The sequence below is a fragment of the Planctobacterium sp. AWH2_060 genome, assembly GCF_056158425.1.
Genome location: NZ_JBSWTG010000001.1, coordinates 5147696 through 5173925, shown reverse-complemented (window position 1 = coordinate 5173925; position 26230 = coordinate 5147696). Strand labels below are relative to the sequence as shown.

Below are 26230 nucleotides of genomic sequence, written 5' to 3'. Positions count from 1 at the left end.
TCCTTGAGTATAGACCTGGTTAAACAAAAAACGATTTCATTAATCGCTTTAATTTAGAGCGTGCTGACCTTTACTGTACGAAATTTGTTCTAGATATAAGCGTTTTAATCGCGGAACAGTCCTACAGGCCTAGTGGTTCTCGATAAGTGCTCCTGCGTAATTCTAATCACCTACATCCATGTAGGGAAAAGTCAAAGGACTATGACAAAGAGTAAAGCACTTATATGGCGAACCCTTCGGGCAGCGCCTGTGTGCAATTTATACTGCGTTGAATGCTTTTGATTTGGAGCCACCAGACCTTCAAGCATTCGCCTTGTCTAAATTGCACACAGACGCTGCAAAATTGTACCGCAAAAATCAACACGCTCTTGAGTTTTAACCTAAAAATCCAGAATTTGCGACTGAAACGAGAGTAATCAGATATGGTGTTTGATAGCGCACGGCAAAAGCATTTTATACGAATCAGTAATAGCGTTTTAAATAAATAGCAGACATAAAAAAAGCCCTTTCGGGCTTTTTCTTTATATCGAGATACCTCGATTTTTAGCTTTTTCTTTGATGTAAGGTTCCCATGCTCTGGCATTTCGGGAAACAGAGCTATCTTTAGCAGCTTCCTTTACGTGCACATAAGCTTGTTTGAACTTACCTTGATAGAAATATGCTTCCATCAAAGCCATCTGAATTGCACCAGTTTTATCACTACCTGCATCCAGCGACTTCTGCAATGCAGCAATCGCTTGAGAATATTTCTCAGCAGATAACAATAATGTACCTTGCTTGCGATAGTGCTCAGCGTTGTTATCAATTTCAGCGGCACGACCGTAATAGTCAGCAGCTTTTAGATATTCTTTCGATCTGTGCCAGGCGTTCGCAATTCTGGAAAGCGTATCTTCGTCGGCTTTTAATAAACCAGACTTCAAATATTTTTCCTGAATCACTGCAGATTTATAGGGAACTTCTAAAGTGCCGTATAACTGTGCCAATGCTTTAATCTCAGAAGCCTTTTCCAGATAACCACGGGTGTAAGCCAGTTCAAAGGTTTGCAATGCCTTTTTATAGTCTTCCACTAACATGTAGAAGAAACCTAACTGTGTCCACCATTGCTTGTTATCAGGAAACAGTTTTACCAGAGTTTCCGCAACTTCAATGGTTTCCTTGTACATCTTGCGCTCATAATATGAGGTCAACTTCAGTACGTAAGGGTTCTTGTTAGGCTTGTCATACATTGCAATTGCTTTGTTAGCAGGAGCAATCATGTCAGGTAACTGTTTATTCTCGTAGAAAGCTTGCGCCAAACGAGTGTAAACATCCGCATCTTCTTTACAGGTAAAGTCCATCCACTTGGTGTAGTACTCAATTGCCTGTTTAAAGTTGCGTTGCTGCATGTTCAGATCACCAATCAAACGCAGTGTTTGAGCGTGCTCATTGTCATTCAGCTCCTGGTCTTTAACAGAACGAAGCAAGTAGTCCAGGGCATTTTGCGCCTGGCCTTCCTGAGAGGCTAACAAGTTACCCAAAAAGCGATCTACATAGGCGCGATCAAACGGGTCACTGGTTTCAATGTCTCTCAGAATTTCAATTGCTTCATCAATTAAATCTGCTGAATAAGCTTCAAACGCACCCTGAACTTTTTTACCGGTTCTTTGACCGGGGATCTTAGTCGGGCCACGTTTGTAATCTGGACATAAGATTGGTGGTGTCTGGGCCTGAGCTGTGCCTGTAGCCAATAAGCCTACAGACAAAACTGACGCACCAAAAAGTTTAACGATCGATGATTTCATCTTAATCATTATTCACCCTCCAGTTTAAAGTCCAATTGCACTTTCATGTTGAACTGCTTAACGGGTTTTCCGTCAACAATCTTTGGCTTGTATTTCCACTTTCTCAGAGCGCGCTTGGCCTCACGGTCAAATACACGCTTAGGTTCAGCTTCGATAACTTCAACATCTTCTACACCGCCCACTTCGTTAATGGTGAATGACAGTCTTACCCATCCTTCTTTACCGTCACGCGCGGCTTGAATTGGATATCTGGGTTCGATACGAACGATTGGTGTAGCTTCACCATCACGTTGTAATGAACCTGGACCACCAATATCAATGGTAGCTCCACCTAAATCAACACCAGGCATGTTAAATGACATTCCGTCTGTGTTGGCATCAGCAACTTCAGGCTCTGAAGGCTGAACTTTCGGTGGTTGTTGTGGTGGCGGTGGTGGCGGAGGCGGTACACGCGTTCTGGTTTGAACAGACGCATCCGGCTCGTTCATCACGATGTCAATAATTGGCGGAGGTGGTGCCTCTTCGGGTGGACGTTGTGAGTTAGAAATTAACTCAGCCATTACGAAGAACAAGGCAAAAGTAATCGCAGCACCAACGATGATTGAAACGATAATTCTACCCATAATTAACCACCTATCGCCGCGACCGCTATGCGATTAACACCTGCGGCTTTTATCTGATCCATAACGTCGACCACTTTTCCGTGTTCAGCATCTTCATCTGCCTGAACAATAACTACTTCAGAAGCCTGCTCAGCTAAAAGACGCTCGATGTTGGCACGCACTGTACCCGGATCAATCTGTCTTTTATCTAACCACACATCACCATCAGCAGTTATGGCCACGAATATGTTGGCACCTTTCTTTAACACCACAGACTTAGCTGTTGGCTTGTTAACTTCGATGCCTGCTTCTTTGATAAACGATGTAGTAACAATGAAGAAGATAAGCATAATAAACACGATGTCCAGCATGGGCGTCATGTCAATCGCTGCGTCTTCTCCCTGTTCACGTTCTTTGCGAGCCATATAATTCTCTCTCTAGTGATGAGGCAAACTGTCAATTAACTTTTCTTTTGCGATTTTCACTTTGGTTTCGAGACGAGAACTGAAGAACAGTCCTGACAATGCCGCAACCATTCCCGCCATAGTAGGAATTGTTGCCATTGATATACCTGCGGCCATCAAACGCGGGTTACTTGTCCCTTGCGTAGCCATTGTCTCGAATACGGATATCATACCGGTTACCGTACCCAACAGTCCGATTAACGGACACATCGCAACTAGTGTTTTAATTAACAAGATGCGCTCATTTAACTTATCCGATGCTTCGGAAATCCAAGCGTCACGAATTCTATGCGCATACCAGGAAGTGGTGTCTTCACGAGCATCCCATTTAGCAACAATACCTTTGTGCATACCTGGAAAAACTGCGTTAAGAAACCAAAAGCGCTCAATCATAAAAATCCACATTAAGAAGAGCGCTCCTGCGACGACATACAAAACGTCGCCGCCAGTAGCGATAAAATCCCTGACAGATTCCCATGTCTCTATCAGGAATAACATCTTACGCTTTCTCCCCTTCTGCACGTGAAGCTACGATACCAGCAGCTTGCTCGTCGAGAATGTGCAATATGCTCTTGCTCTTACCCGCAGTAATAGCGTGAAGCAGGATAAGAGGTAGTGCCGCGATAATACCCTGTGCCGTTGTTACCAACGCCATAGAAATACTTCCCGCCATGATTCTTGGGTCACCAGTACCAAACAAAGTAATTTGCTGGAAGGTGGCGATCATACCGATAACGGTACCCAGTAGACCTAATAACGGGGCAATAGCAGCCAAAATCTTGATGATGTTAATACCACTTTCGATGGACGGCAGTTCTCTCAAGATAGCTTCGTCCACTTTGAGTTCAAGAGTCTCAGTATCTGCACTCTTGTTCTCTTCGTAAACAGTCAGGATACGACCCAGTGGGTTTTTAGTTGAAGGAGTATCAATGTTCTTAAGCTGCTTTCTGATGGAACTACCCATCGCAGTCAGGGTTACCACTTTGTACAGTGCAATCAGAGCGCCAATCGCTAACATAACGGTAATGATATAACCTGGGATACCACCTGCGTGATAACGATCTTCAAGCGTTGCCGCCTGAGTCAGCAGGCTCAGGATAGAACCTTGTGAAGGGTCAACAAACAGTGGCGCTAAACCATTAGCAGTTTTAAAACTTAAGGCTGAAGAGACCATATGGCCATCAGGCTGCTTACCCAGTGGTTGAACTTGCTTCAGGTCATCTTTATACAACAAGTAACCTTCATCACCAATCAGGTTAAAGGTACCTACACGAGTAACCGTTTGCGTAGCAGAGCCACCGTCCAGACTAACAACATCAGCCTGGAACTGAGTCACTTTACCTGACTCGGTCATTTCAGTTTGCAGAGCAAACCACATCTCTTCCAGCTCGTTAATATTAGGCAAGCCCTTAGATTCGTTGGATAATTTTTCCAATAAATCTGTTCTGCCAGGATATTGAGCACTGACGATTGAAGTGGAAATACGACCGTAAGCTTCCGAAGCTGCGGAGCGAACCACACCGAACATCTCACCTAAGGTGCCCACTGCGTTGTCCAGCTCAACTTCTTTGTTGGCCAGTGCGATTTCGTTGTCTGCGAATTGTTTCTTAAGACGCTCACCACGGTCTGTTTCAGCTCTTAAATCAGCACGCGCTTTATTCAATAGTGCCTGCTTATCAGCACGGGCAGATAAAAACTCCGCTTCGCGTTGTTGATTGATTTTCGCTTCAGAAACGCGGTTCTTTTTCACTTCGTCCAGAAGCTGGTCAAGTGAGCTTTGTGCCATTGCAGGCATCGATAATGCGGCTACAGAAGAAGCCACTAATAGTGCTTTAATAGTATTCTTCATCATTAATTACTCCGCCGCTGGGATTGGTAGTTTAACCAGATTAACCGGCTCCAGCTTCTTAGCCATCTTGATCGCTTTGTTGACAGAAGACAGGTAGCTGTCGTCCATTTCGTTCCATGAACGTGCATCGTTGTCCCAAACCCAACCATTTTTCTGGTCAAGTGACAAAGCAACCAACGCGGTACGACCTAAATTGAAGAAGTCAGCGGAGATTTTCTGGCCGTTGTAATCCAACTCACCTTGATAGGCGTTGATGGTGTTGCCGTAATCCAATTCGATTGAATAGGCGTCCAGAATAAGGCGGAACTGCTCGGATACGGTAACATTAGAGTTACCCATAACTTCTTTCAGACGAGCGATGCGGTCTTTACGTTGTTGATAACGAATTGGCACATCCAGGTCAACAAACTTTTCCAGTGAGTCGATCATGTTATACATCAAAGGAACAACGCCCTTTTTAACACCATCGATACCATCGATTTGACGTTGCAGATCATCAATTGCTTCTTGTTGATCAGCAACAAGGCGAGCAATGTGATCGTTATAAACTTTTAGATTTTCAGTTTCGTCAACAACCTGACGATATTCGATAAGCAAATCTTGAGTTTGCTCATAGATACTGTTGATTCTTTCCTGGGCTTTCGCTGCAGCCGCGTGATTTTTACCAGCCTCATTTTGCAGATCTTTAAGTGGATCTGCTGAGACCAAGGTACTGCCGCCAAGTGCTAAAACACCTACGACAGCTGAGGCAATTAAATTTCTCTTGCTCATCTTGGACATAGTTCCCAACCAATTAAACTTTAATCCTTGTTACATTTGGAATCGCATAACAAGGGACGATATTTGAAAAATTTTTTGTTATTGGAGTCAGTGCCTACTTAGTTATAACGGCACTGGGACCCAATGATATTCACATGGATACACAGACTAAGTCAAGCAGCCAACTGCCCACAGATCAACAATCGCTTAAAAAAAATATAACAAAAATATGAATTTCATCAGGCATTTGTTTAATTATTATTCGAATAAGCTGTAACAGATTGTAAATTAACGAAACAATTAAACAGTTTTTCTTTCACAAAAGCTTTGTTTACAAAAGCTTGTAAACAATCCAGTGAAAATGCATCAACTTACTGTGTAAAATTTCATCGCTTATCCGCTATTTTTACATTATGAAAATTTGGGTGAGTTAATTTCGAACGATATGATGATTTGTTGACCACCGTCAGGTAATACTGAAATGGCCTGCCAAAGGTAAGATGGGAAGATATACAACCGTCCTGTTTCTGGTTTTAGTCTTTTTTGAATCTCAAATTGATGTAAATTGCTCAATGGCGGTTGACCTAAAACGATTTCTCCCGCTTGAGACGATTGTGCAGCACTTGTGTAATTTTGGGCAACGCAAAAGATCCCCGTTAACTGGCTACCAGTGTGAATATGTGACTTTTGATATCCGCCACTGTTTAATTTAATCGACCAGGCTGATGATATTTCGTACTGTTCTTTATCTGGCCAGCAAGTGTAATCAGATTTACCTGACATGAATTGCAGATACTCTTCTGTGCGCTTGCGGATCCGCTTTTCCAGCTCCAATAAACAAGGTGTTTGCGTTTTTTTAAACAGGTGTCCCAGGGTTTGAGTGCCATTGACTATGGAATTATCCCTGACCGGATCGTGAGCGCGATGCTTTTTAAATAGCTCATCTAACAAGGCTTTATAAAAGTTAGTATCGGTATTTTTATCCAATAACTGATAACTGCCAATCAATTGTTCGTAGTTATTTAATTGCGGTTCTTGTTCATCCCCAGCCTGCCTCAGGCACACTCCCCACCATGCCAGTGCTTCGGTATGATGACGTGCCGCTGCAAGAATCGAAGAGCAGATGGCTTTAGCTTCTTTGTACGCTCCTTTCTCTATATAACTGCGACAGATAAATAATTGGTCCGAATAGGACAACTTTTTGCTTTGCAACGCTTTACCAAAAGAAGCGGCAGCCTGTTCAGGATTATTAATGCCCAACCAGCAGCGTCCCAACAAAAACTGATATTCGGCTTCAAGAGTTTCAGGTTTACTTTGCAGAACCCCAAGTGTCTTTTGGTAATGCTGGACTCGAAACAGCCTGCGAATATAGGCATAGAGTAGTTTGTATTTATCAGGAAACCTGGCAATGGCCTTTTCAAAGCTGTTTAAAAACAGTTTGTCTTCACCAGATTGCCAAAGTGTCTCACTCAAACCAATGTGAGATTCCACACTTGCAAAATTGTGCTTCAATGCATTTCTAAAATAGGTAGTCGCTTGCTCAAAATGCCCCAAATCAAAATAGGTGTCCCCGAGGTTATGCATCAACTGATAACTATGCTTTCCGCTATTCAAAACAATTTGATATTCTTTCAGCGCTTTTTCCGGTTCACCGTTTTTTCGGTACGCTAACCCCAGGTTGTGTCGTGCAACATCTGAGTTTGGTCTTATCTTGAGTGCTTTTTGGTAGGCCCGAATGGCTTTTTCATAGTGCTCGCATTCTGATGCCACCGCTCCTAACAAATTATAAAGTTCATAGTGTCCCGGAAATTTATGAATTTGCGTATTCAGTTCTTGATAAGCCTTCTCATAATCCCCCATTTCCACCAACACAAACATTCGGCATTTAAAGGCACCAAAATTAGCGGAATCTCTGCGTATCAGTTTACTTAAAGTGGCCAGTGCGCCGGGATAGTCCTGAAGTTGCCGCTGACAAGTAGCAGCATTAAGCATTACTTGTGGCTGTTCTGGTTTAATATTTAGCGAGGCTTGTAGATATTTAAGCGCTGTAACATTGTCCCCTTTTGCGTAATAAACACCGCCTAACAATTGCAGCGCATTGTATTCCCTGGGAGCTACCTTAAGGAACTTTTGATAATATTCCATCGCGGCATTGAGGTCTCCTTCCTGATGGGCTTTCAGTGCTCTTTTAAATGTATCTGCGTTCATTGACCAATTTGCAAAATTCTCTTCAATTTTACTTTAGCAGCTTGTAGATATTTTCCTATAGTACAGACAAAAAACTCACTATTTAGGTACAAAATCAAATGCCACGGTTGTTCTTGCAGTTTCAGATGTGAAGGGTTCTGTACCATGCCAACAATAAGAAGGAAAAATAGTTAGCTCCCCTGCCACCGGCTTAATCCATTTTTCAGCCTCCAGAGCCTGATTCAACTTCACCCCTGGCTTACCCAGGTTTAACCACCCTTGCATCTGGTTGTTATCTAATTCTTTGGGTACATGCACATAATACACACTACTGAACCAGCCCTTGGGATGTACGTGTGATTTGTGAAACCCTTGATCGCCGAGCTTAACTGACCATGAGGCAGTAAACTCTATGTCCGCCTTTTTGCGCCTCAACAGTGGGTGATTTTTATCTTCAGGTAAATCCACTATCATTTTATTTATAGTTGTCTGAAGCGATCGCTGCAGTAACTTAATCATTTTGTGACCCCGATTAAACAGGGATCCGGTGGTCTGAGTACCATGGAAAAGGGATTGGGCTAATGGGTTGCGTTTCATGGTGTGAATTTCATCAAGCACAACTAACAACTCTTGATTAAACTGGTGAATATCACTAAAGCCCTCTGGCACTTCAATTTGCGCGGTATGAACCAAACTATCGTAATGACACAGCCATTGATATTCGGGCTCCTCTAACATTCTCAACGCGATACTTTTCAGGCCCCAATAATATTGCTCATCAGGAATGCGCTTCAGTAGCACCTTGAGGTAACTAAGGGCATCGTGATACTCCTCACAGGCTAATAAATATAAAGCCATTTTTTCCAGCCAAACCTGAGGGGCGGCATCAAGATCCTGAAATTTTGGCTGCAATAAATGTAGGCTGGTTTGAAAGTCGCCTTTTTGATAGCTGAGATTAGCTTTCAAAAAATCCAACTGAGGATTGTTGACTGCTGACTTTTGCGCTTTTGCTAATACCTGTTCTGCCTCTTCGTGATTGCCTGACAGAGAAAGCTTATTGATATAATCCGCTAACATGGCATCTGGCATTTTTTGTATTGGTATTGCTTTGTAGGGCTTTAAGAAATCTGCTTCACCCATTTCGTAATTTATAGAGGCAAATAAGCTGGTTAATTTCAAATCAAACGGATGTTTACGCAAACCTTGTTGCACCGTGTTTAAAGCTTGTTGGATATCGCCTGAATCAAGTTGTGCTATTGCAAGGCTCTCAAGAGTATCACTGTGGTCTGGTAACAAAGTGAGTAAACGCTGAAATAGCTCGATAGCTTGCTGATACTGCCCTCTTTCATTATACCACCAGGCTAAATCATTCAGTGCCATGGTTAAATTGCTATCTTCAGCTAAAGCTTCATCCAGAAATTCCTTTTGACGGATATCATTCCCCTGATTGCCCGCAGAGCGTGCCAGCCCCACTAATGCTTTGGCTTTCCAATCCTTTTCCTGAAATAATTTGTTAAATAGCGCTTCAGCCTCATCAAATTGACCGGGAACCAGTTTTAATAAACACAGTCCAAGGTTAAACCTAACGCCCGGTGGAGCACCAAATTTAAGCAATTGCCGATAACAATTCGCCGCGGAGCTGTAATTTTCCAGACGCATTTCGATGCGGGCAATAGATTCCAACAAATCAGGTTGTTTTGGGTTTTGCTTTAGCGACAAAGTGAAGTTGCGAATAGCATCATGCCAGCGATGCAACCGCTCATGAGCAGCACCAGTAATACGATATAATCGGCTATCCTTGATTCCCGCGGCTAACAATTTATCAAACAAAGGTAAAGCCAGATGCGGCTGGTTGCGCTGCATCAACTGCATGCCTTCATTCAATAACTTTTGTGCATCCATCATTCAAAACTCTCTCAACTGCTCAGGCTTAAACTGTTCCCCGCGAAAATCGCGACACTATAGGCGTTTTAACACAAGCGACAAATCTGTTCCAGAAGGTATTTTTTGCTGACCAAGGTCCAGTTCAATCTTTGCTGCTTGTTGGCAAATCAGGCTAAAATGGCAAAATTACGCTCAACCTCCATGCCGACTTCAGGAGTCCATGTGCTTAACTCTGTGCAACATAAAATTCAGCAGGTACAACAGTGCTTTCAATCTGGCCAACTATCGCAAGCAAATCAATACCTGGCAGAATTATCGCATTATCAAGACGATGTCTCGGTAATAAGACTTCTGAGGGCACAATATTACTTTTTGAATGGCGATTACGATTTATCAGAGCAATCACTATTTGACCTGGCACACCTTGAGCATTTACCAGATGATTTAATTGACCCTCTGGCTCACCAACTCAATCGTCAAGAACAGTTTTTCTCCCTGGCTCACCTGTTAAAAATAAAATTGGCTAAAAATCCGCAGCCGCAGCTGAGATTCCAATATGCATTGTGCCTTATGAAACTGGGGAAAATAGCTCAAGCCCTGGCTATTTTTATTGAGTTGCAGGCCAATCAGTTTTCTCACCCATTACTCAATATCAACATGGGTCACGCTCATAAGGCCATGGGCGATAGTGCGGCTGCAGCTGAATCATATATAAAAGCCCTCAATACAACGCCTGAACTCACTGGTACTGCTTATTGGAGTCTGGCAGATCTGAAGAACTACCGTTTTGATGAACAGCGAGTTAAACAGCTCAATACCTTGATCGAAAATCCAAAACTTACGCCGCATGAACGCGCTTTGTGTGGTTTTGCTCTTGGTTATGCCCAGGAGCAGCTAAAAAACTTTGGGCCCGCATTTGATTGCTTTTTATCGGCCAACAAACTCATTGCACAATCCAGACAATTTAACAAAACAGGGTTTGAGCACCTGAAAAAATCATTGTTAAAAACCACCGTGAATAAAGATACTGCAGCCAGGCATGGTGACAAGCGAATGATTTTTATTGTGGGTATGCCGCGTTCAGGTACTACGCTTACGGAACAGATTCTGGCCTCTCACCACCAGGTTACAGCGACAGATGAGCTACCTTATATTGAGCGTATAGCAATGCAAATATGTAAACACCAGTCCTATGACCAGGCGCTAGCTAACCTGGCTCCTAAAGATTGCGAACGATTTGCTAAACATTACTTGCGCCAGGCACAAATGCACGCTCAGTCTGATAACCCTGTTCTGCTGGATAAAAACCCTAACAACTGGTTACATAGCGCTTTGATTATGAAGCTATTTCCAGATGCCGTTATTATCAATTTATCCCGACCAGCAAGCGATAATTTGCTTAGTGTCTTTAAACAGCACTTTAGCGCAGGTCAGGATTACAGCTACGATTTACAATCTTTGAAATACTATATTAAGAGTTATTATGAACTGATAACTCACTGGCACAATTTAGAAAAAGAAAGGTTATTTACCCTGGACTATGCGGCGTTAGTCAATTCGCCAGAAATCCAAATCAGGAAACTGCTGGAAGCGTGTAAACTGCCATTTGATAGTCAGTGCTTACGATTTTTTGAGTCAGACCGGGCGGTGCTGACGCCCAGTTCCAATCAGGTTAAACAGCCAATTAACAAAAAGGCAATTAATATTAGTGCCCCGTATATGGAAAAACTGATGCAAAATCTGCCAGATATCGCCGAGCTTGAAGAGAACAGACAGACATTGCTACAACAATTGTAGAGCGGGTTAATACATCAGGGAGAGTTCGCGAACGTTTTTTGAGCAGCATTCAAAAATTGCCTGCACCAACCGAAGCAAAAAGCTAATTGATTTAGATTTATCCTGGAGTATTGAGGAGGGCCTATCGACCAGCCTTCAGATCCCTTAGTTGAGTTTGCTGTTAGGTATACTTTTTCCGGCGCCGCAGCCTAATTCAACCACTATCCTTTGATTGAAATCATTGTCGGGGCGCCGACAGTGCCTTAAGGGGACCGGGCTGCGCCCCCCTTAAGAATCCCCCGCAGCCCCTGACGCACAAAGCATAAACTCCACCATCAGAACAACGACGACCATCAATGACAGCACATCCTTGTACTGGGCATTGAGCATACCAATAAGTGACGTTAAGCATTCGCTCAGCGCCATATCAGCGAGCTTAATTCGAGGCGCGTGAATGAAGTAATACTGGTGGTCTTTCGAATTTCACGCAACAAAGAAGTAAGCCGCTGAGATGGCGTCTTCGATGGATTTGAAACGGTTTTATACGTCGTTAGATGTTTTTGATTTAACCCATTAAACCTGTAAACATCTGCCTTGTCTAAAACCGTTTCAATTTCCACTGAGTAGCATGCTTAACGTCACTTATTGGTATTTGATATCATTCCTGATATCTCTCATCGTTGTTTGAACTGATGTCGCAGTTTATTGCGCGTAAAGGGACATAGGGTTTAGCACTTCGAACAAGTTGTGACCTCACTGAAACCATAAACGAATTAGTTTAGCTTCATCTAAAAGTAGAAATATTTAGCTTTCGCACATTGTGGTCACACAATGAGCATTCATGCTTTCGCCCTGGTTAATACATACCTTTAACTTCAGGGTTGAGCGCCGGATCAATTATACAGTGCAGTAACATGCGTGTAGCCTGAGTACCGTTATCCAGAAACAACTGGTTATCCAGGTGTTTGACCGACTCAAATGCTTTAATACGCAGTTGATGATAGTGACGCCATCCCTCTTCCCGCAAGCCAAATTGTGACCAGAACAGACGCCAATCCTGGCCCAGAGCGGTCACCTGTTGTTTGAAAAAAGCGTGTTCCTGTTCCGTACCTTTTGTTGGGTCGAGATAATTTAACAGATCATGAATCAGTCCATCCATTTCACCGGGAGACATCACCAGCGGCATATTAAATCGTTCTGTGGCGATCTGAACCTGTTTGTTGTCCTGCCAATGGATTTGTTTGAAGCGACTTTGCGATGGACTTTCCTGTTCATTAAAAGGAATCCCATTGGTCTCCACCATACGCCAAAACTTACTCCCTCCGGAGATGTCCACCACTAAATGTACCCGAAAAACATCACTGTTATTTTCAACTCTATGGTATTTCCATGAGTCGAATATCCAGGCTTCTCCGGGCTTCATGTGCAACGACTTGTCACCACAATGAAAGATGACGGACGGCTCGGTGATGATAGGAATATGGATACGTACCCGTTTATACCAGTGATAATTAATATCAGAGTGCAACGGAACTTCACAACCTGGTGCTAACCCCATTAATCTTGAGCGACCAATGACTTCACCAAAGCTGGCAATAACCTGTTTAAGGTAAGCACATTGCTGAAGATGTCGGGTGACGGCCATGGGCCCTTTAAACTCATTGTTATCCTGACCATTGACCGAAACCAGTGGTATGGAAAAATTACCAGCAAACCCCTCATGATGAGGCACCCACATTTCCTTATCGAAACGGTTTACCTCTTCAGCCATCTTTTGAACATCAAATAAAATGGGTAATTGAATAAATTCGTGTGGCAGCTTCATTCAGGCTAATTTCCCGTGGCAATTTTTAAACTTTTGACCCGAACCGCAAGGACAAGGTGCGTTACGACTGACGTTGGAAAACACCTCTGGCAATATCTGTGCTGATGAGGCTGTACAGTCGAATTCATAAGTGCCCTTTCCTACTGACAGCAATTTTCTATTGAGCTGTTCAAGCAATGGTTCAACCATTGGCGTTACTTCCTCCAGTAAAGTGGCATTGTTTCGCCATTTATTCGGGGCGGGTCTTGTTAAGGTGTATTTTGACAATGGCAGTGGATTTTGTAAAACCCTGTCGAAGCCTTGCTTTTCTATACCTGCGACATCACATATCTGTTGTAACATGGATGCTGGGTTATTTTTTATTTCATCATAGGTCAGAGTCAGCTGTCGCTCTTGTGGCACATTCTCCAGGCCTTGCAGAATAGCCTGATTTGCCTGCTGCCATTGATACGCAGCAGTATATTGCAATGGTTTCAGTCGCATGGCCTGCCAGTTATCCGGAAGCAATAACGACCAGTGGCCATTCCAACCTGGCAAATTGGGGTAAGTAATAAAACGACCAGAACGCCATGCTTCTATAATGCTGCTGATGTTTTCTCGCGGATCTCTTATCAGATGAATAAATATCGCGTCTGGAAACACTTTATTGAAAAAAGAAACTCTCAGCGCATTTTTTGGGGTTTTTTCCAGTAATCGAATAGCTCCGGAGCTATAACGTTCCCCTTTAATGTTCACTGCTGAAGCTAAAAACCGCGAGTGTAAAGTACTAACGATACTGGCTGTGGCGTCACTTTCAGTCAGCCGGTTAGATACACACCCTCTTGCTACGGTACTTAACTCTGGAATGTGCTCAATCAGGGCGTGACTTTCACCACCTATCGACCATAAGTCTGGGTGTTGAGATAAAGTTTCAAATAATAATGTACTTCCGGCTCTGGGGGACGAAAGTATAATTATAGGGCGCTCAATCACGTCTCGGCCTTAACACCTTCCAATAACCAGCCCAGCGTTTGCTGTTCTTCAGTTAATACCGGCTTGTCGGCTGTAACAGTTAGCCCTGAAGTTTGCAGAAGCTGTCTGAGGTCACTAATTTCAGATTCTGACAAAGCGGCACTAGTGAGATCTTTGAGTCGTTTTTGCAAAGTCATCATCTCAGATTTGTAGGAAGCCAACATAGCCACTTTAGTTTTCTCAACCTGTTTAGGATCCATTACCGATTTTAAGAACTGTTGCAGATTTGTTCCCTGTATCCCTTCATCTGTACAGAGTTTTAAAAAAGCCCCCAGTTGTTCATTGAGTTGATTTCTGGCTTTCTCTGCAGCGCTGCTACCCGCCCCCTGCTTGTGCAGGGTTTTAACCAGTTTGCTTATTTTGTCAATCAAACCGTTTTTCTTAAGGATATAATCTACCGCAGTTAAAATTTCGTGATTGGGTTTTAATATCATCGAGCCTTGAAAATGGGTGATAAAGCGAAAGTTAGCACCCGCAGTTAACACCCTTGCTATTTCTGGCACAGCTTTCTTTAGGTCTGCGTATTCAAGACCAAACTGCGCCATCGCAGCTGACGCAGCCTTATCTTCCAGAGGCAGGTTTTCTGCTTTAGTTTTTTCCAAAAAACTGACATTTGTCTGTGACTTCAAATTATCAGACACTGACAACTCTGCTGCATCAACGCCTAGTAGCTGAGTGCTTGTAGGTACAGTATCCAGGGCCATGTCAATTAAAGCACCGTTGCCAGTGCCAATATCCAAAACCAAACCAGGTGATCTCAACGTTTTTAACCAGTGCTTCCAACCATCCGCTAATATTGCTGGATAATTGTTTTGGAAAACACTGCCAAAAGACGTCAGATGGCCATGTTTCCAATATTCTGTCCAATAATCGCTCATTCTATTAATTTACCTTCAGGTTCTTGTTGTCACGTTGCCAGAATCTAGTAACTAACTTTTATTGTTTAAACACTTTGCAAACGTTTAAACAATAAAAAAGGCCGTAAATACGGCCTTTTAAGATGGATTGTCTAATCGTGATTAGAAGCTGATAGTGTAGCTCACACGATAGTCACGACCAAAGTTGTTGTACAAGTCTTGGTCAGTCCACTGACCTGTAGAGGTCAATACTGGATCTTCATCAGTCAGGTTGTTAACTGTGAAAGTAAGCGCACCGTAAGCACCTGCATTATAAGTGTAAGTCACGTTGTGGATTAACCAACTGTCCAACTTACCATCGTTAACCCAGTTACCATTAGTGTCTTGGAAGTCACTTTCTGAAGTGCTGTCAGTATAAGTTACGTTCCAAGAAGCAGAGTGGTCACCCAAGCTCCAAGCCAGAGTACCAACTGATTTGAACTCAGGCTGACCAGACCAACCAGCAGTGTCTTCAATCGCACCACCACGCTCTTCTTCGTAAGATAATACGAAGCTGTTAGTGTTGCTGAATGACCAGTCACCGAAACCAGTTTCAAGGTTAGCGTTGAACGTTAAATCGACACCTTCGATTTCAAAACCAATACCGTTGAAATAACCAGTGCCAGCCTGAACTAAAGTTCCAGATGAGGAACGCACCAAGTAGAATGTTTCATTAGAAGTATCAGCTCCAACAGCCAATGCAGTTAGCTTACCAGAAGCTTCATCATCCAACAGCGCCTGTACGGTCTTAGTCTGAATTACGTTATCGATAGTCAGGTTGAAGTAGTCGACTTTAACACCGAAGTTATCATTAACATCCCAAACCACACCGAAGTTAGTGTACTCAGACTCTTCTGGGCCTAAGTCCTTGTTTGATTTGTAATAAGTGTCATATTGACGCTCGTTACAATCTTCTGGAGCTGTACCTTGAGCTGCACAGAACGCAAAGTCAGTTGCAGCTTCAGCAGAGAAGCTGGTAGCTGCATTCAGCTCATCCAGACCAGGGGCACGGAATGACTCAGAATAAGACGCACGTAATACTAAGTTATCCATTGCCTGATAACGTGCAGATAATGAAGGTGCAATGTTATCACCGAAGTCTGAGTAATCATCGTAACGAACTGCTATGTTAACTTCTAACTCGTCAGTTACTGGCAACAAAGACTCGAAGAAGAAAGCAGTTATATCACGCTCACCTGCAGCAGAGTTACCTGCAGAACCACCTACCAAACCAGCTTCTGACTGGCCATCATAGATATCGGCATAAGTTTGCTCAATGAATTCTGCACCGATGTAGTGACCAGCTGTACCGCCAGGCAGTTCAAACATATCGAAGCTCATACCAGCAAACAAATGATTCAGAACTGCAGTACCTTGAGTCAGCGTAGTGGCCTTCATGTTGTTAGTACCAGCTTCAGAACCTAAGTCAATGCCGTTAGCTTCGTTGTAAGCCAGACCACCGTAAGACAGGTAGTATTCACCAACACTCTTGTTATCAGCCATATTGTAATGGAAGTAAGCTTCCCATGTAGCATTGTTCCAGTCCAACTCACCACGGAAACCAGTCGTGTAATCCTGATTGTAGTCATCTACGTTACCGTCACGGTTACCGATACCTACCCAACGGAACAGACCGTATGCACCGTCAACACCGTGCGGGTTATGAGGGTTATCAGCACTCATATTTTGCCAGGCTGCAGCAGGTGGAGCATAACGACCGAAAGAGCTATTTTGAACAAACATTGCCTGACCAAACCACTCAACGCCATTGCCCAACTCATAGTCAGCATTTACGTATAAAGTATTACGATCGATAGATGCGGTGTTGTAAGAGACGTTTGCGTAAGCAAACATACAGTAAGTAGAACCTGGACCCCAATCGGTGTCAGCGTTTACTGTACGGAAAGTATCAGAACCGTATTCTGCTTCTAAGTCATCACACAAAGGTGACGCTGTAGCTAGAGAGAAGTCTGGAGTCAGAACTGTTGCACCGTAATAAGACCAACCATCGGTATCTGCTGTGTAAGCCTGGATGTCACCGTCGCCGTCGAAGTCACCGATTTTAGCAGCTGTGTAAGGACGTGCACCGTCAGAAATCCCTTTACGCTTCTGATGGTCAAATGCGAAGGTCACGTTACCTTTATCGTTAGAGAAACCACCAACGATTGAAAATTCATTTGAAGTAGTACCTTCGTCCTGGTCACGGTGACCTGCACCAATGTTAAACGTCAGACCTTCGAAGTCTTCTTTCAATACAACGTTTACAACACCAGCCATCGCGTCAGAACCGTAAACAGCAGATGCACCGTCGGTCATGATGTCGATACGCTCAACAGCAGCCATTGGGATAGCGTTAAGGTTAGCAGAAGCACCACCCAAGGTTGGAGAACCTGGGAAACGACGACCGTTCAAAAGAACCAAAGTACGACGAGAACCTGCACCACGCAGGTTAATAGTTGCTTGAGACTGAGCAGCATTACCAGAACGCTCAGAGAAAGAACCGAAAGAGTTCAGCGAAGAGCTACGCAGAGCGTCAGCTACAGTGAAGTCACCTTCAAGCTTGATGTTTTCTGCAGTGATAGAAAGAACTGGAGAAGAACCTTCTAAGTCAGAACGCTTGATACGAGAACCAGTTACAGAAATTTTTTCAACTGAATCGTTTTGAGCTGCTTCTTCTTGAGCCATTGCGTTGCCGCTGATCGCAGCTGTAGAAACGGCACCAACAGCCAGAGCTAGTCGAACTGACTTAGCCAGTTTGGATTTAATATACATGTGTTGTCTCCCTGGACCACTAATTTTTTAATTTATTTAGTGTTATTGCCGCTAGTGTTGCGGCGATTATATGTTAGGTAGTGAACCTAACGGGTAGTGAACCCGCAAACAATATACACAAAGGAAAAGAGCGGGGTCAAGCTGAAAACTTTTTAAAAATCAGGGAAAGTTCAAATTTACAATTCCCTTACATTTCGTTTACCGTAACTTTTCCTTTACACTTTGTAACAAGGCTAAACCGAAGATAATGAAAAGCCAAGGTTTTTCTTTACGTTAACGGGAAGTACTGGTAAGACCTCCTTAGGTAATAAAAACGTCGCCATGTTAAAAAAATCTTTGAAGATTCGATTTGATTCCGTCGTTTTTTTCAGGTATTCATGGCCAGATGAACCACCTGTGCCTATTTTAGTTCCCAACATTCTTTGTACCATCATGGCGTGGCGGTAGCGCCATAATGTCAGGTTTTCATCAATTTCAGTCAGGCAAGTCAAAAACTGAAACGGTAAATTAAACACCGGCTCTTCACTGTATTGATGAATAAATAACGCTGACATCAATGCTTTTTGTGACAGTCTAAAATGCCCTTCTGCTCTAACCTTCTCATAATAACTTTCGTCGAAGATGGCATTAAAACTGGCTTCTGTTTTTTCCAGCTCTTGCAGTTCTTTTTGTTTATCTTCGTCGGAAATCATATTGTTCTGTTTAATGATTTCCCTGTCACTGTTAAGCATCTCTTTAGTGGCAGATTCATAATGCTGCCAGAATTTGAAGTTTTCAAAATCCAATAAAGGCAATCGCTCTAACCAGGCATTAACCAATTCAAATAAACTTAGTTTTTTCTCCAGGTCCTGAAGAAATTGGCGATCTTTTTCTTCCAATCGCTGATAAAACGACTGTTTGTCAAAATCAATGCGATATTGCGATTTTAAGCCAAGTCCAATCTCTAACATTTTAAATTGGATACTCTGGAATCCCGATGCAGGCACAAGGTAATCTCTGAAAGACAAAAACTCTTGCGGCGTCATGGTTTCCATTACACTGATTTGATCATTCAGCAACTTCTGAATTTTAATCACGCGATTCAGACGGTGCACCACGGTGGATAACTGATGATCTTCCACTGACAGTTGGGAAAACACATCAATTACCGTGCTCAGTTCATGCAATATCTGTTTAAACCAAAGTTCGTACACCTGGTGCACGATAATAAACAGGGTTTCATCATGTGCTGCGGTTGCATATTTTTCGCTTTGGAGTTCCTGAGCACTCAGTATACGGTCCAAATGCAGATAATCTCCGTAATAAACCGGGGTCGTGTTTTTTTTCATTCTTTTCTCCTGCACGACTGATTACAGCAACGATCTCCGGGTCAGAGTATGTTGCTCTTTGAAGTAAGCTAGTCTATATAAAAAGATAGGTTAAAACTGTTTCAAAGATTCAATCTGTAAGCTTGTTTTCTTTGCCACAATGTCAACTTTTAATTACTAAGTTTAACACCACAGTGGGCTGCCATGAAACTCGATGATGATATTCACAATTACTATGAACACCTGGTTTTAGAGCGCATCGAACAGCTCAATTTACCCAGAACCAAAAGCGCTGATTATATTGCTGACTTGTGCTGTCTGGCGCTAAACAAAGTGCCTCCCAGGTACATCAGATACGAAGTGGATATGGCGTTTTTCCTCCCCCAGCTGGAGAGAATTCAAATGGAACAAGAAGTGGAGGAAGCCATTGATATCGGGATAAAAATACTAGACGAAAGAGAAAGTCGCGGGGAAAGCCCACAAAGCTAATAGAGGGTGGCAATCCCGCCAGCCACATCCCGGCACATGAGTCATTTGCTGCGGCTGCTCCCTTCCGGGCCTGACCGAGTTCACAAATTATCATTGCGGGAGGACCAACAGGACCGCCATTGAAATCGCGGCGCGTATTATGCCCAATTAAGACGGGGACTGCAAATAGAATTCAATCCCCGTAAATTCGCCGTTAATTTTTGCCGAATCGTTCTTCGGCAATAAGGTTGCTCACCTGATTTGTGGGTAGCTGCTCGGCGTCAGCGCGAGTGTAAATTTCACGTAATGTTGTAGCGATACCTTCCAAATGGGCCTTCAGAGCTTCTGCACTGCTGTCTTCCTGATTCTGATGATAAATGTCGATAATACCACCAGCGTTTAGTACGTAATCCGGGGCATAGAGAATACCAGACTCCATCAGCAACTTGCCGTGTTCCTCTTTCGCCAGTTGGTTATTAGCGGCGCCAGCAATAACTTTACATTTTAACTGCGGAATTGTGCGCTCATTAAGTACTGCGCCCAAGGCACAAGGTGCAAACACATCTACATTTTGCTGCACAATTTCTTCAGGGCTCACAATAATAGCCCCCAATTCAGATTCAGCGCGCTTTAATTGTTGCTCGTAAATATCGGTAACAATCAGCTCTGCCCCTTCATTTTTAAGGTGCTGTGCCAATCTATAACCAACGTGACCCAAGCCCTGGATAGCCACTTTAAGGCCTTTTAAATCGGTTCCTAATCTGTACTTTACGGATTCCTTCAGTCCCACAAATACACCATAGGCGGTGGCCGGGGCCGGATTACCATCGGCATGACCACCATGAAAACTGTAGCGGGAATGAATGCCTGCCACATATTCACTTTGCTTAGCCATTTGATTCAAATCATCAATGCTGATCCCTGAGTCTTCAGCTGTGATGTAGTCACCTTGAGCCGTATTAACAAAACGCCCCATTGCCGTCATCATTTCAGGGGTTTTATCGGAATGCGGGTTACCAATAATAACTGCTTTGCCGCCACCGAGTTTCAGATTGGCCATTGCAGCTTTATAGGTCATGCCTTTAGACAGTCTAAGGACATCAGTGAGTGCATCACTGCTATCGGCATAGTTCCACATTCTGCATCCGCCTAACGCTGGACCCAGGTTGGTGTTATGAACTGCAATAATCGCCTGTAAACCCGACGACTTATCTTTGCAAAATAACACTTTCTCGTGTTGATCAAATTCATGATGTTCAAATACAGACATAGGATTCTTTCTTTTTGTTTATTATTGCGTTATCTGGATTGTACTTATTTTGACACACTCGTAACCTGGGATCTCAAAGAAAAAACGGGGTAAGACCAGAATAGCTGTAAGGAAAATATTCCATGCCAATTTGAACAAATTGAGGAATTAAGATCTTTCATCCAATTTCCTCAAAAAATAACGGTTATAAGCGCTTTTTGTACTAAAAATCTTTCTGAAATAGAAAATTCCTGTTACCTTTCACAAAATTTTAAAAACCTATCCCCTACATGAAATTAGATAAGTTTGATCGTGAAATCTTACGAGTACTGCAAAGAGACGCTACCGTTTCTATGGCCGACCTCAGTCAATTGGTTGGTCTTTCACACACCCCTTGTTGGCGCAGAGTAAAAAAACTGGAAAGCGCAGGCATCATTAAAAGCAAAGTCACACTGTTGGACAATAAGAAATTAAACCTGGGTGTCAGCGTTTTTATTTACGTGACCTTAAAAAATCATGACACTGAATCACTCAATGCTTTTGAGGAAGCGGTTCAGGATATTTCAGAAATTATTGAATGCCATACCACCAGTGGTGAAAAAGACTATTTATTGAAAGTGATTGTAGAAAGTATCGAAGAATACGAACAATTATTAAAGTCCAAGCTAACGCACCTGCCTTGTGTTGATCACCTGAGTTCAACGTTTGCACTGAAGCAGGTGAAAAACACAACTGAACTTCCTATTAAATCACAATAACGCGCTAGCCTCTATTAAGTATGTTCGCTATTGAGCATCAGGTTGCGCTTCAGGCGCAGCCTCTTTAAAAGCATCCAGTTTATTACAGTTGTCGACGACTCTTTGAATCAGCGGATAATGGGTCATATCAACACCAAATCTTTCGGCATTATAATACTGAGGTACTAATACCACATCAGCCATTGAGACATTAAAGCCAAAACAATAATCGGCAGCCGTGTTCTGAATACGTCTTTCGACTGAAGCAAATGCCTGCTCTATCCAATGTTTAGCCCACGCACTTTTGGCACTTTGATCAGCATCGAAATGTTGCTCCAGATACTGCAACACTCTCAAATTTTGAATTGGTTGGGCATCACAGGCAAGGTCATAGGCCACCGCTCTGACTCTGGCTCTGTCCAGTTTATGATCCGGGATCAGTTTGTTAATTTCAGGAAAGCGCTCGTCCAGGTATTCGATAATGGCCAGAGACTGATTAAGAATAATATCTAACTCATTATCGCTGTCCACCAATGTAGGCACCAGCTCTGCTGGATTCAGCATTTTGTATTCGCTGCTGTGTTGCTCCCCACCATCTTTTACCAGATGAACAGGCAGGTATTCGTACTCTATCTCTTTCAAATTTAACGCAATTCTAACTCTGTAGCTGGCTGAAGAGCGCCAATAGCCATACAGTTTCATATCTTTCTCCTGTCGTTTAATACTGAGTGACTTCTTCGGTCACTTTAGAACGAATTATATTTTAATAGTTTTCCGGCTAATGCCATATTCTCGCAATTTATTGGCGATAGCAGTATGGCTTAAACCGAGCTTACGCGCTAACTGTCGGGTACTGGGATAACTGGGGTAAAGCTGGCGCAACAGGGATTTTTCAAACTTTTTAACCGCTTCATCCAGGGTGCCTTCAAAGTCATTGGAGGAAAAGTTAAAGCTCGATGCCGCACCGGGTAACTGAATATGTTCTTTGTGGATTTCCCGCCCTGATACGGTCAACAAGGCTCTGCACACGGTATTTTCCAATTGCCTGACATTGCCGGGCCAGGCGTGAGACTGCAATAAATCAACACAAGATCGGGATAATTTAGGAACCCGCTTGCCCATTTTCATCGCTTGCTGCTTAAGAAAATACTCAGCCAAACCGATGATATCGCTTTTTCTTTCTCTTAAAGAAGGGACCAGGATAATCAATGATGTCAGCCTGAAATATAAGTCTTCTCTGAAGCTATCTTCGGCTACTTTCAGACTTAAATCCTGTTGCGTTGTTGTCATCAATCGCGGCAGTTCTTCGTCCTTATTCAGCGTCTTATTGCGGCTATGTTCAGTATGCTCCAACCAGGCACACAATTTGGCTTGCGTTGACTCGGCAAGTTCACACACCTCTTTGAGCAAAACGGTGCCTATATCAGTATTATTCAGAAGTCCCGTGACTTCTTCACTGCCAAACAAAATTTCGTCCAATACTTCAGGTGAATGACCCGAAACTACAACCTGTTCAAATGACTTATCACGGCCCGGACTAACGGTATGAGCCGCTCTGGCCAGCGTCTCTTTGCCAACACCGGTTTCTCCTGCAAACAACAATGGCAACGATGATTCAGCAAACTTTTTAGCTTCTCTTATGGCGCGTTTCATCACCGGGCTTTGGGCTAGAATATGATTAAAACTTTCCTCGCTAGACTGATGAAACGCACTAAATTGCTGACCCAATCTGAATTCTGACTTCAACAGGATTACCGCTCCGGCCAAAATAGAAACCTTGTTCGAATCCGGCACATACACTGGAAAAAAGTCCGCCAAAAAATCCTGCTCTACAAATTTCACTTTATGGGTTTGAACGCCAATATCACGTCCTTCCAACCATTTAACGACATTGAAGCCTTTGACTAGTTCAGCAACATGGGTACCCAACAAACTTTTGCGGTCGGTATCCAGACTGGAAGCGGCAGCGTCATTTATGAGCATGACTTTACCTTTAGCATCCACTGAAAAAACCGGATCAGGCAAAGTTTCTAAAATTGCAGTTAACTCATTTCGTTCCCGCTCAATTGGCATAAACGGTGTGGTTTTTACATCTGTTACGCCACTGAGTTTTCTGATTTCCGGCATCAAATGCTGGAACTCGTTAAATTCTATGCTAGGAAAGCTGAGAAATATTTTTCCGCTGGGATCGATCTCAATCCCTCTGAGATCAATATTGTATTTAACCAAGATGTCCAACACATCCTGGGTGATACCGAGTCTATCGTGACAGGTAATCTCCAGACGCACTTTGTTACCCCAAAATCTATTGTAAAGATAATGTTACAAATTTATCTTATTACCCTTCAAAAAGGAAGCATCAGTGAGTAACAAAAATCTCATATTATAGAAATATTTGAGTAAGCCTTTATTGAGTCTTCCTTTCAGAGAACGCTGACCAGTAAATGAATGACATTAACATGGTAGTTTTAGTGAGCTGAGCGGTGTTATTTCAACAGTTTTTCATCGCACATTTCAGTCACTAATGGCTTAAAATCAGTGCATGCAACTATGGCTTGCTGTACCCAGGTCATCTGTTCTATGAAATGGGCCAACTGAGTGCGTTTTGGAACGGACACAGCGACCTGTAAATTGGCATCCAGGCAGAAAATCACTATATGCTTGCGGGGAATTGTCGATAGTGTGGATCAATCCGCCAGTTGCAAGATACAGCGGGTATAGCGAAAAATTCCGTTATCAGATTTTGCATAGATGGACGCAGCAAACTTTTATCTGCATACACTATAAATAATTGTTTTCGAATGTTGAATACCACCCGCCCTCTGGGTAATTGTTGGTATTCGGTATCACATAGTTCGGGAAACTGGGACCAATAAATTTGCTTCTCCTCCCAACTGTGCAAGTGCTGTAATGGACTATCCATAATACCTAAGGAGTCTGTTCCACAACTTGTCATAGCGACTTTTTCACCGATGATCTTTTGTCGATAACACCAAAAAATTCCCAGAGATGGTAAAGGGTTGGTCAAGGTTATCTCCTTTATCGATTTATACCCTGCTCACTGAGTTCTGATTGAATTACAACCCTGAATGGTTGAATTAAAAATGGAATAAGAGGAGTGAATTTATAAGTAAAAGCAAAAAACCTCTGTGGTTCAGAGGTTTTTGTAGTTGGGTCAGAGCTTGTTGATTTCTCTGTTTAGCTGATATTCGGATGATGTCACATAACATTCTAACTTTCGCAATCTTAGCTCCAACTTTCCAAATTGATTGTGAATATCTCTGAAAGCCTGTTTGGGAGGCTCTCCTGCCTGCCAAACTTTGGATTTGACTTCCACCTTGGCATCCTCGCCAAGATTAGAAACCCAGCCTTTTGATTTATCCGCTGCGACGGCAAAGGCGCTTTTTTTGATTTCCTTATCTGACTTTTTATCCAATATGAACCAGCCAATAATATAGGCCATAAAGAAGAAGGAGCCGGTCAATAAAAACCCAGAGATGAAAATGATTCGAACCAACCACAACTCCCATCCAAAGTAGTCGGCAAGTCCAGCGCAAACACCAGCTACCTTTCCTTTTTCAGTATCTCTGTACAGTTCTTTTCTCATAACTACACCTTACTGCGCCATTCTGGAGATTCTTCGTCCAATATTGCTTCCAGAGTTTTAATGCGATCTGCCATTCCTTCGGCTTGACGCGCCAGGTCATTGAGAGTTTTAATTTCAGCTTCAGACAGCCCCTGGCTTAACTGTTTCTTGCTGCGGTAATGTAAAATTAACCAAATAGGCGCAACAATCACTAAAAATACAACAATTGGTGCGACGATAATTCCAATGACATCTTCCACGGTCAGTTACCTCTGCGTCTTATTATTCAATTACTTACTGGCTTTTTTTAGATTTTTTTAGTTTGGCTTTCATCGCCGCCAGTTCATCTTCCACTTTATTCTCGGACTCCAGCTCCGCGAATTCGTCTGACAGGGTTTTCTTGCCAAGGTCATAAGCATCCACTTGTGATTCCAGGCTATCGATTTTTTGCTCGTAACGCTCGAATCTGTCCATGGCATCGTCAACCTTACTGCTGTCCAAACGCTTTTTAACTTCCAGACGCGAGCTCACGGTTTTTTGGCGCATAATAATGGCTTTTTGACGAGATTTAGCATCTGCCAGTTTCTCCTGCAACTGTTCAACTTCTGCCTGAAGTTTACTCAATTGCTCATCCAGCAAGCCCAATTCGTGTTTGAGACTCTCGGCATGCTCCTGACACTTTTTCTTTTCCAGTAATGCGGCACGAGCCAGATCTTCCCGATCTTTACTTAACGCCAGTTCAGCTTTAGCAGCCCAATCCTGAGATTCCTGCTCCATCTTTTCGATCTGACGAGTGATATCCTTTTTATTGGCGAGGGTTTTAGCTGACGCTGAACGCACCTCTACCAATGTATCTTCCATTTCCTGAATAATTAAGCGCACCATTTTTTCAGGATCTTCCGCTTTATCCAGAAGCGAATTGATATTTGAATTTACAATATCCGAAAAACGAGAAAAAATACCCATAATAATTTACCTCTTAGTTTTTATCTCATTCTGATTGCTAAAATGTTGGAGTTTGTTATTCAAATAACAGGCCAAACTAAAGTTTTGTTTAAACCATTGAATTACATAGTG

At 42.9% G+C, this 26230-nt stretch carries 23 protein-coding genes and 1 other RNA gene; 3 read left to right on the top strand and 21 right to left on the bottom strand.

All coding sequences use genetic code 11. The annotated features are described in order from the left end of the window. Positions 1-521 precede the first annotated feature (521 nt). The 8 genes from ACXAD8_RS22425 to ACXAD8_RS22390 form a co-directional block, all read right to left on the bottom strand. Entirely contained in the window at positions 522-1781 is a 1260-nt protein-coding gene (locus tag ACXAD8_RS22425; RefSeq protein ID WP_475233066.1) for a tetratricopeptide repeat protein, read from the bottom strand. A gap of 8 nt (positions 1782-1789) precedes the next feature. Next, positions 1790-2404, bottom strand: a complete 615-nt coding sequence (locus ACXAD8_RS22420) for an energy transducer TonB (RefSeq protein ID WP_475232628.1) — start codon at positions 2402-2404, stop codon at positions 1790-1792. 2 nt (positions 2405-2406) lie between these two features. Next, entirely contained in the window at positions 2407-2808 is a 402-nt protein-coding gene (locus ACXAD8_RS22415; RefSeq protein ID WP_475232626.1) for an ExbD/TolR family protein, read from the bottom strand. Between the two features lie 12 nt (positions 2809-2820). Beyond that, positions 2821-3345, bottom strand: coding sequence for a MotA/TolQ/ExbB proton channel family protein (locus tag ACXAD8_RS22410; RefSeq protein ID WP_475232624.1), 525 nt, complete (start codon positions 3343-3345; stop codon positions 2821-2823). Between the two features lies 1 nt (position 3346). Continuing rightward, positions 3347-4696 carry a MotA/TolQ/ExbB proton channel family protein gene (locus ACXAD8_RS22405; RefSeq protein WP_475233064.1) on the bottom strand — a complete coding sequence of 450 codons (1350 nt, stop codon included), beginning with the start codon at positions 4694-4696 and terminating at the stop codon, positions 3347-3349. Between the two features lie 6 nt (positions 4697-4702). Next, on the bottom strand, positions 4703-5467 hold the full coding sequence (locus tag ACXAD8_RS22400) for a DUF3450 domain-containing protein (RefSeq protein WP_475232622.1): 765 nt from the start codon (positions 5465-5467) through the stop codon (positions 4703-4705). 399 nt (positions 5468-5866) lie between these two features. Further along, on the bottom strand, positions 5867-7663 hold the full coding sequence (locus tag ACXAD8_RS22395; RefSeq protein ID WP_475232620.1) for a 2OG-Fe(II) oxygenase family protein: 1797 nt from the start codon (positions 7661-7663) through the stop codon (positions 5867-5869). A gap of 78 nt (positions 7664-7741) precedes the next feature. Then, entirely contained in the window at positions 7742-9547 is a 1806-nt protein-coding gene (locus tag ACXAD8_RS22390) for a putative 2OG-Fe(II) oxygenase (RefSeq protein WP_475232618.1), read from the bottom strand. 201 nt (positions 9548-9748) lie between these two features. Here ACXAD8_RS22390 and ACXAD8_RS22385 point away from each other — a divergent pair, with 201 nt between their 5' ends. After that, positions 9749-11323, top strand: coding sequence for a sulfotransferase family protein (locus ACXAD8_RS22385; RefSeq protein ID WP_475232616.1), 1575 nt, complete (start codon positions 9749-9751; stop codon positions 11321-11323). A gap of 835 nt (positions 11324-12158) precedes the next feature. Here ACXAD8_RS22385 and ACXAD8_RS22380 read toward each other — a convergent pair. From ACXAD8_RS22380 to ACXAD8_RS22360, 5 genes are all read right to left on the bottom strand, one after another. After that, positions 12159-13127, bottom strand: coding sequence for an aspartyl/asparaginyl beta-hydroxylase domain-containing protein (locus ACXAD8_RS22380; RefSeq protein WP_475232614.1), 969 nt, complete (start codon positions 13125-13127; stop codon positions 12159-12161). Beyond that, positions 13128-14099 carry a sulfotransferase family protein gene (locus tag ACXAD8_RS22375; protein ID WP_475232612.1) on the bottom strand — a complete coding sequence of 324 codons (972 nt, stop codon included), beginning with the start codon at positions 14097-14099 and terminating at the stop codon, positions 13128-13130. Further along, positions 14096-15016: a class I SAM-dependent methyltransferase gene (locus ACXAD8_RS22370; RefSeq protein ID WP_475232610.1), complete on the bottom strand. Its 921-nt coding sequence runs from the start codon at positions 15014-15016 to the stop codon at positions 14096-14098. The genes ACXAD8_RS22375 and ACXAD8_RS22370 overlap by 4 nt, the downstream gene beginning before the upstream one ends. 141 nt (positions 15017-15157) lie before the next feature. Then, positions 15158-17806 carry a TonB-dependent receptor gene (locus ACXAD8_RS22365; protein WP_475232608.1) on the bottom strand — a complete coding sequence of 883 codons (2649 nt, stop codon included), beginning with the start codon at positions 17804-17806 and terminating at the stop codon, positions 15158-15160. A gap of 233 nt (positions 17807-18039) precedes the next feature. Further along, on the bottom strand, positions 18040-19134 hold the full coding sequence (locus ACXAD8_RS22360; RefSeq protein ID WP_475232605.1) for a tryptophan 2,3-dioxygenase family protein: 1095 nt from the start codon (positions 19132-19134) through the stop codon (positions 18040-18042). Between the two features lie 183 nt (positions 19135-19317). Here ACXAD8_RS22360 and ACXAD8_RS22355 point away from each other — a divergent pair, with 183 nt between their 5' ends. Then, positions 19318-19602 carry a late competence development ComFB family protein gene (locus ACXAD8_RS22355; protein ID WP_475232603.1) on the top strand — a complete coding sequence of 95 codons (285 nt, stop codon included), beginning with the start codon at positions 19318-19320 and terminating at the stop codon, positions 19600-19602. A gap of 13 nt (positions 19603-19615) precedes the next feature. Here ACXAD8_RS22355 and ffs read toward each other — a convergent pair. Together ffs and ACXAD8_RS22345 are read right to left on the bottom strand one after the other, a co-directional pair. Next, an RNA gene (gene ffs, locus ACXAD8_RS22350) (signal recognition particle sRNA small type) lies at positions 19616-19712 on the bottom strand. A gap of 83 nt (positions 19713-19795) precedes the next feature. Further along, on the bottom strand, positions 19796-20851 hold the full coding sequence (locus tag ACXAD8_RS22345) for a Glu/Leu/Phe/Val family dehydrogenase (RefSeq protein ID WP_475232601.1): 1056 nt from the start codon (positions 20849-20851) through the stop codon (positions 19796-19798). A 269-nt stretch (positions 20852-21120) separates the two neighbouring features. Between ACXAD8_RS22345 and ACXAD8_RS22340 the strand changes: the two genes are divergently transcribed. Next, entirely contained in the window at positions 21121-21588 is a 468-nt protein-coding gene (locus tag ACXAD8_RS22340; RefSeq protein WP_475232599.1) for an Lrp/AsnC family transcriptional regulator, read from the top strand. 27 nt (positions 21589-21615) lie between these two features. On the opposite strand, the gene maiA is transcribed toward ACXAD8_RS22340, so the two are convergent. From maiA to pspA, 6 genes are all read right to left on the bottom strand, one after another. Continuing rightward, complete coding sequence (maiA, locus tag ACXAD8_RS22335; protein ID WP_475232597.1) at positions 21616-22269, bottom strand: maleylacetoacetate isomerase; 654 nt, start codon at positions 22267-22269, stop codon at positions 21616-21618. Between the two features lie 54 nt (positions 22270-22323). Beyond that, entirely contained in the window at positions 22324-23856 is a 1533-nt protein-coding gene (locus ACXAD8_RS22330) for a TyrR/PhhR family helix-turn-helix DNA-binding protein (protein ID WP_475232595.1), read from the bottom strand. Positions 23857-24220: 364 nt separating this feature from the next. Then, on the bottom strand, positions 24221-24595 hold the full coding sequence (locus ACXAD8_RS22325; RefSeq protein ID WP_475232593.1) for a hypothetical protein: 375 nt from the start codon (positions 24593-24595) through the stop codon (positions 24221-24223). A 147-nt stretch (positions 24596-24742) separates the two neighbouring features. Next, entirely contained in the window at positions 24743-25174 is a 432-nt protein-coding gene (gene pspC / locus ACXAD8_RS22320; RefSeq protein ID WP_475232591.1) for an envelope stress response membrane protein PspC, read from the bottom strand. A gap of 2 nt (positions 25175-25176) precedes the next feature. Further along, positions 25177-25413 (bottom strand): envelope stress response membrane protein PspB, encoded by a 237-nt coding sequence (gene pspB, locus ACXAD8_RS22315; protein ID WP_475232589.1) that lies wholly within the window; start codon positions 25411-25413, stop codon positions 25177-25179. A gap of 34 nt (positions 25414-25447) precedes the next feature. After that, positions 25448-26119 carry a phage shock protein PspA gene (pspA, locus tag ACXAD8_RS22310; protein WP_475232587.1) on the bottom strand — a complete coding sequence of 224 codons (672 nt, stop codon included), beginning with the start codon at positions 26117-26119 and terminating at the stop codon, positions 25448-25450. Positions 26120-26230 lie beyond the last annotated feature (111 nt).